This is a genomic window from Acinetobacter gerneri DSM 14967 = CIP 107464 = MTCC 9824, from assembly GCF_000368565.1.
GTDB classification, from domain to species: domain Bacteria; phylum Pseudomonadota; class Gammaproteobacteria; order Pseudomonadales; family Moraxellaceae; genus Acinetobacter; species Acinetobacter gerneri.
The window spans coordinates 1-4,835 of the sequence record NZ_KB849547.1 but is presented as its reverse complement, the minus strand read 5'-3'; the positions used below and the strand labels follow the sequence as shown (position 1 = coordinate 4,835).

The following is a 4,835-nucleotide window of genomic DNA, read 5'->3' as shown; positions in this document are numbered from 1 at the left end:
GATTTTTTCTTTTCCTTTAGATCATTTTCAATCAACTGATCCAATTCTTTTACAGAAAAACTATGCATATTACCCTCTATAGTATCTTTCTGATAAAACACCATACAGACTTAGTAAGAGGATTTAAAGCTTATTAGATAATTGATATTTATGAAATTGTGAGAAAAATAATATATTAGATTTATTTATTTATTTAAGTTAAGTTTTTCTAAAAATAACATAATACACCTTATGCGAAATTCCAATGTAAGCCCAAAATAGAAATGTCCAACTTCTCTAAAATCCCTGCTAAATAAACTACTCTTCGCCTTTTTCTAAGGCCTTTTTAATTTCAATTACTGACAATAATTCTCCGCCCTTTTGCCAGGTATGTAATCCTTCTAACACCTGAATAAAAAGTTTATTTGCTTTAAAATATTCATTTTCATATGTCTTAACATCTTTAAAAATTAAAGATTTACGTACTTCATTATGAAACTTTGTCGTATTCACAATCCGATTGGTAATCTGTTGAGGAGTATCATTGCTAATATCAATATTGAGTTTCTTAAATGCGACAAGAACAGCACCACCTAATTCAAATTTACGTTGATTTTCAGCTTTGCGTTTTTTCCCAGCATCCTTCTTCTGTAGCTGACTCAAATACAATTCTAAATCACTGTATTCAAGCTTTTGCGCTTTAAAATTCAGATACCGTGTCGCCAAGGTTTTTAAAATATTTAGTTCCATCTGATCTAGTGCATTCTTTTGAAAAAGTTCATACAGATCTAAAAACTTCTGTTCATACTCGGTTTTAAGAGGCAGATTATTCAACTCTTCAAACAGCAATTTCAACTTCAGATGTTCACGATAAGGTTTTAAAGCCTCTTTGACCAGAACCTGATCTGTCTGAGTTAGCCCCTCAAAATTACAATCAACACTATTTAAAGCCTTTAACACTTGAGATTGAAGATCAGAAAGCTGTTCTTGCTGTTCTAAAAACTCTACAAATGCATGTAACTCAGCAATCTGTAACAACTGAGCAGGTCGACCACGCTTTTTTGCTTTTTCCATTTCCATCATCTGCCGCCAAATTTTCAGAACTGCAACCTCTTTAAATATGGTTTTACCATATTTAAAGAGGGCAGTCTGAAAATAATTATTTAATATAAAAATAAAAATTCTTTTCAAGAAATTTTATTTTTATATTAAATAATTCGCACTTGACAGTTTCTCCTCATCGGAGAAACTAGTACGCAATGGGGCGCTTCCCCCTTGACCCCCTTCAACCGGATTTTTCAGCCATACAGGCATTTCAAATCCGGGCGGTTTTCATTCCGTTTCACTGCATAAAAACCGAACCCACAACCCAGCAGAGGTGAACATGGCCAGCTACCACTTCAGCGTCAAAAGCAAAAATAAGGGCTATGCGACCGGCCATTATCTCTACATTTCCCGGCTGATGCAGTATGAAGGCATCCGCAAAACCAGCAATGAGACCATAGAACATATTGAACCTGGTCGATGTATGCCTGCCTTTGTAAAAGATCCCATTGATTTTTGGCAGGCAGCAGATACGTATGAACGAGCCAATGCCAAGGCCTACATGGAGTATGAAATTGCCCTACCGAATGAGTTCACGTCAGAACAGCGTAAAACGCTCATAGAGACGTTTTTAGACAAACATATAGTTCCACAGCAATATCCGCACTCATACGCCATACACAACGTAAAATCACGTATCAGTGGCGAAGATCAGCCTCATTGTCATCTGATGTTCTCGCTAAAAGCGGATGACGGCATTGAACGCAGCGCAGAACAGTACTTCAAACGCTATAACCCTCAAGATCCAGCCAAAGGCGGTGCCAAAAAAATCCAACTTCAAGATGGCCATGAAGACTATTCCACTTTTTTGATCTATATCCGAAAACAATGGGAAAATCATTTGAATGATGCCCTTGCACAGCACTGCCCGACCGTCACCTACACACTGGATGGCCAAGACATCACCATCAAAAATCAGGTTTCAGCAGACAGCTATGAAAAATATAACGAGATCCACAGCACGCTATACCTTCCAGAGCCAAAACTAGGCGTTGGACAACAAAATGCGACAGCGGAATATCTCGCCCAAATCCAAAAAATCAGAGAACACAACCAGCAAGAACGAGAACTCGAAGAACGCCAAAAGCAATTAGATCAACAACATGAATATTTTTATAGTGCTGAAAACAACCCATTTTCATCATTGGAAGTCATGTATTACCTGAATTACTTAATCAAGAATGCAACAAATAAGGACAAACTAAAAAATGATTTGAATGAAATTATCAAAAACCAAGGCCCTATACTTAAACAAGAAGCTTGGTCCATCTACGAAATGAATGAAAAACTAGAAGACTCAAGACGTAACAGTACCCCATGTTTTGAGTTCGAGGTGCATTCACTTCCTGAATACGTATTACCGATACAAAATACGCCTCCCAAACGCACTCAATCAGAACCAGTACAACCTAAAGCTGATGATTATGATTACGGTGGCCCTGGTTTTTAAGCTCAGTTGGTTTTATCCAAAGTTTACAGAGCGAGTGTCTACGAGCGAACAGACACAATTAAAATTTTTGCCATGCTTTTTCCCTGATTACAAACTCCCCTTTGCTGCTGAGACTGAGATACAGAGCATCCCGGAGGGTGCGAACAGATTTAATTTGCATCTAGGTCGAGCGAAGCGAGTATAAAAAACTTATGAGCGAAGCGAATTCCGAGTTGCTTTTGCTTTTTCTTAAAGTCACGCAAGTATTAACCAAAAAATTGCCCCAACGAACTGAGCGAAAGCGAAGTTCAATAGAGTTTGAGCGTAGCGAAAACATAGGGCAATTTTTCATTCATTGGGCTTTTAATTATTTTTAATCTTTTAAATGCTTTTAAATAAGCTGTAAACCTTTATTTATAATAGTTTCATAGTTAATAAAACTAGGTTTATCGACCCATAAAACTAGGTTTATCGACCCATAAAACTAGGTTTATCGACCCATAAAACTAGGTTTATCGACCTTAAAGCTAGGTTTATCGACCCATAATTAAGTTAATTTACAACTCAATTGAAATAGTCTATTGTACAACCTAGTTTAATTATAAATTTATTATTAGAAATGAGTGAATTAATCGTAAAGGATAATGCTCTAATTCAAGCAAGTTATACCTTAGATACAGTTGAACAAAGACTGATCCTATTAGCCATTGCTGAAGCTCGAGAAACTGGACATGGGATAACTGAAAATAGTCTTTTAGAAGTACATGCAAGTAGTTATATAAATACTTTTAATGTCGAGAAACATACCGCTTATACCGTACTCAGAGAGGCATCTAAAAGCTTATTTGATCGCTATGTCACATACCATGACATTAATCCTAAGACAGGTAAGGATCGTAGCTTTCATTGTCGTTGGGTCGACAAAATTGGGTATGAATCTCAATCAGGAATTATTTTCCTACGATTCACCCAAGATATCGTTCCACTCATAACTCGACTTGAAGAAAATTTCACTAAATATGAATTGCAGCAGGTTTCTAGGTTAAGTAGCTCATATGCTATTCGGCTATACGAGCTATTAATTCAATGGAGATCTGCCGGAAAAACGCCACTTTTTGATCTATCTATCTTTAGACAACAACTTGGTGTCAAACCTCATCAATACAAAACAATGAGTAACTTTAAAACATATGTTTTAGATTTTGCTCTTAAGCAGGTAAATGAGTTAACCGATATAACAGCTAAATATGAGCAACATAAAAAAGGGCGTTCTATTTCAGGTTTTTCATTCACTTTCAAACAGAAAAAAATGAGTAATCTGCCAATAAAAAATAAGCGTGACCCAGACACTATAGATATTTTCTCAAAAATGACAGATGCTCAACGCCATCTGTTTTCCCACAAACTGTCAGAACTTCCTGAAATGGGAAAGTATTCTCATGGTACAGAAAGCTATCCGCAATTCGCTGTACGCATTGCAGAAATGCTTCAAAACCCAGAAAAGTTTAAAGAACTCTATCCTTATCTCCAAAAAGTAGGCTTCAAAGCTGCATAGAAGATAGACTTGCTGATTTGTCTATTAGACAGTCTAATAGACACTAATTTTTTACAAGATTAGGCAGAGATTTACACATGAAAAGCCTTACAGTTCTTGAGCTTTCTAAGCTTTACAATATTAATCGACAAACCATTTACAACAATATAAAGAAAGGTATTTTAAGTAAAAATTCTGACAATAAGATTGATCTTGCAGAAGCGATCCGGGTATTTGGTGAGCCAGTACAAAAACAGAGTGTAAAAGAAACTGTAAAAGTAGACAGTCCAACTTCGGCAGAAGTTTTACTCCTTAGACAGCAGATAGACCTACTAAAAAATCAGCTAGATGATGCAAAAAATAGAGAAAGCTTCTATCAAAATCAAATTGAAACTATGCAACGCCTATTGGAAGCTCCAAAAACCAATACAACACAATCTGATGATCCTGGATCAACACAGGCAGAATCCACAGTAGAAGAAAAAGAGGACGTCATAGCTATGCCTCCTAAGGAGTCAGAGGTTATCGAGAATAAGCGTATTCCAGTCCCTGAACATATTGAGCCAGAACCAGAAAAAAGGGGCTTCTGGAGCCGTTTTTTCAAGCCCTATGGATGATAGGACTATTTAATCAGACTAATCAAAACCGTGGAACAATGATCAATAATTGATCGTGAAACATAAAAAATCACTAAAACAGCCTGAGCGTGACTGCTTAGGCTGTTTTTACATCCATAAGACATTGTTTTAAAATGCTTTTTACAAAGAATTTCGTATAAGGTGTATTATG

The 4,835-nt window shown here is 36.4% G+C and carries 4 protein-coding genes; 3 read left to right on the top strand and 1 reads right to left on the bottom strand.

Annotated features, from left to right (window positions below; genetic code table 11):
* Positions 1-297: 297 nt before the first annotated feature.
* Positions 298-1,059 carry a hypothetical protein gene (locus tag F960_RS17790; protein WP_000425105.1) on the bottom strand — a complete coding sequence of 254 codons (762 nt, stop codon included), beginning with the start codon at positions 1,057-1,059 and terminating at the stop codon, positions 298-300.
* 304 nt (positions 1,060-1,363) lie between these two features.
* On the opposite strand from F960_RS17790, the gene F960_RS17785 reads away from it, so the two are divergent.
* From F960_RS17785 to F960_RS17775, 3 genes are all read left to right on the top strand, one after another.
* Positions 1,364-2,533: a MobA/MobL family protein gene (locus tag F960_RS17785; RefSeq protein ID WP_002134206.1), complete on the top strand. Its 1,170-nt coding sequence runs from the start codon at positions 1,364-1,366 to the stop codon at positions 2,531-2,533.
* Between the two features lie 598 nt (positions 2,534-3,131).
* A complete protein-coding gene (gene repM / locus F960_RS17780; protein WP_001292329.1) occupies positions 3,132-4,067 on the top strand; it encodes a replication initiation protein RepM in 936 nt (311 codons plus the stop codon).
* Positions 4,068-4,144: 77 nt separating this feature from the next.
* Positions 4,145-4,663 (top strand): plasmid replication DNA-binding protein, encoded by a 519-nt coding sequence (locus F960_RS17775; protein ID WP_000839337.1) that lies wholly within the window; start codon positions 4,145-4,147, stop codon positions 4,661-4,663.
* The last annotated feature ends 172 nt before the right edge of the window (positions 4,664-4,835 follow it).

Bases quoted from the DNA above. Each gene is read 5' to 3' on its own strand.
- F960_RS17775 (WP_000839337.1), top strand. From the start codon at position 4,145: ATGAAAAGCCTTACAGTTCTTGAGCTTTCTAAGCTTTACAATATTAAT.
- F960_RS17785 (WP_002134206.1), top strand. From the start codon at position 1,364: ATGGCCAGCTACCACTTCAGCGTCAAAAGCAAAAATAAGGGCTATGCG.
- repM (WP_001292329.1), top strand. From the start codon at position 3,132: ATGAGTGAATTAATCGTAAAGGATAATGCTCTAATTCAAGCAAGTTAT.
- F960_RS17790 (WP_000425105.1), bottom strand. From the start codon at position 1,059: ATGGAAATGGAAAAAGCAAAAAAGCGTGGTCGACCTGCTCAGTTGTTA.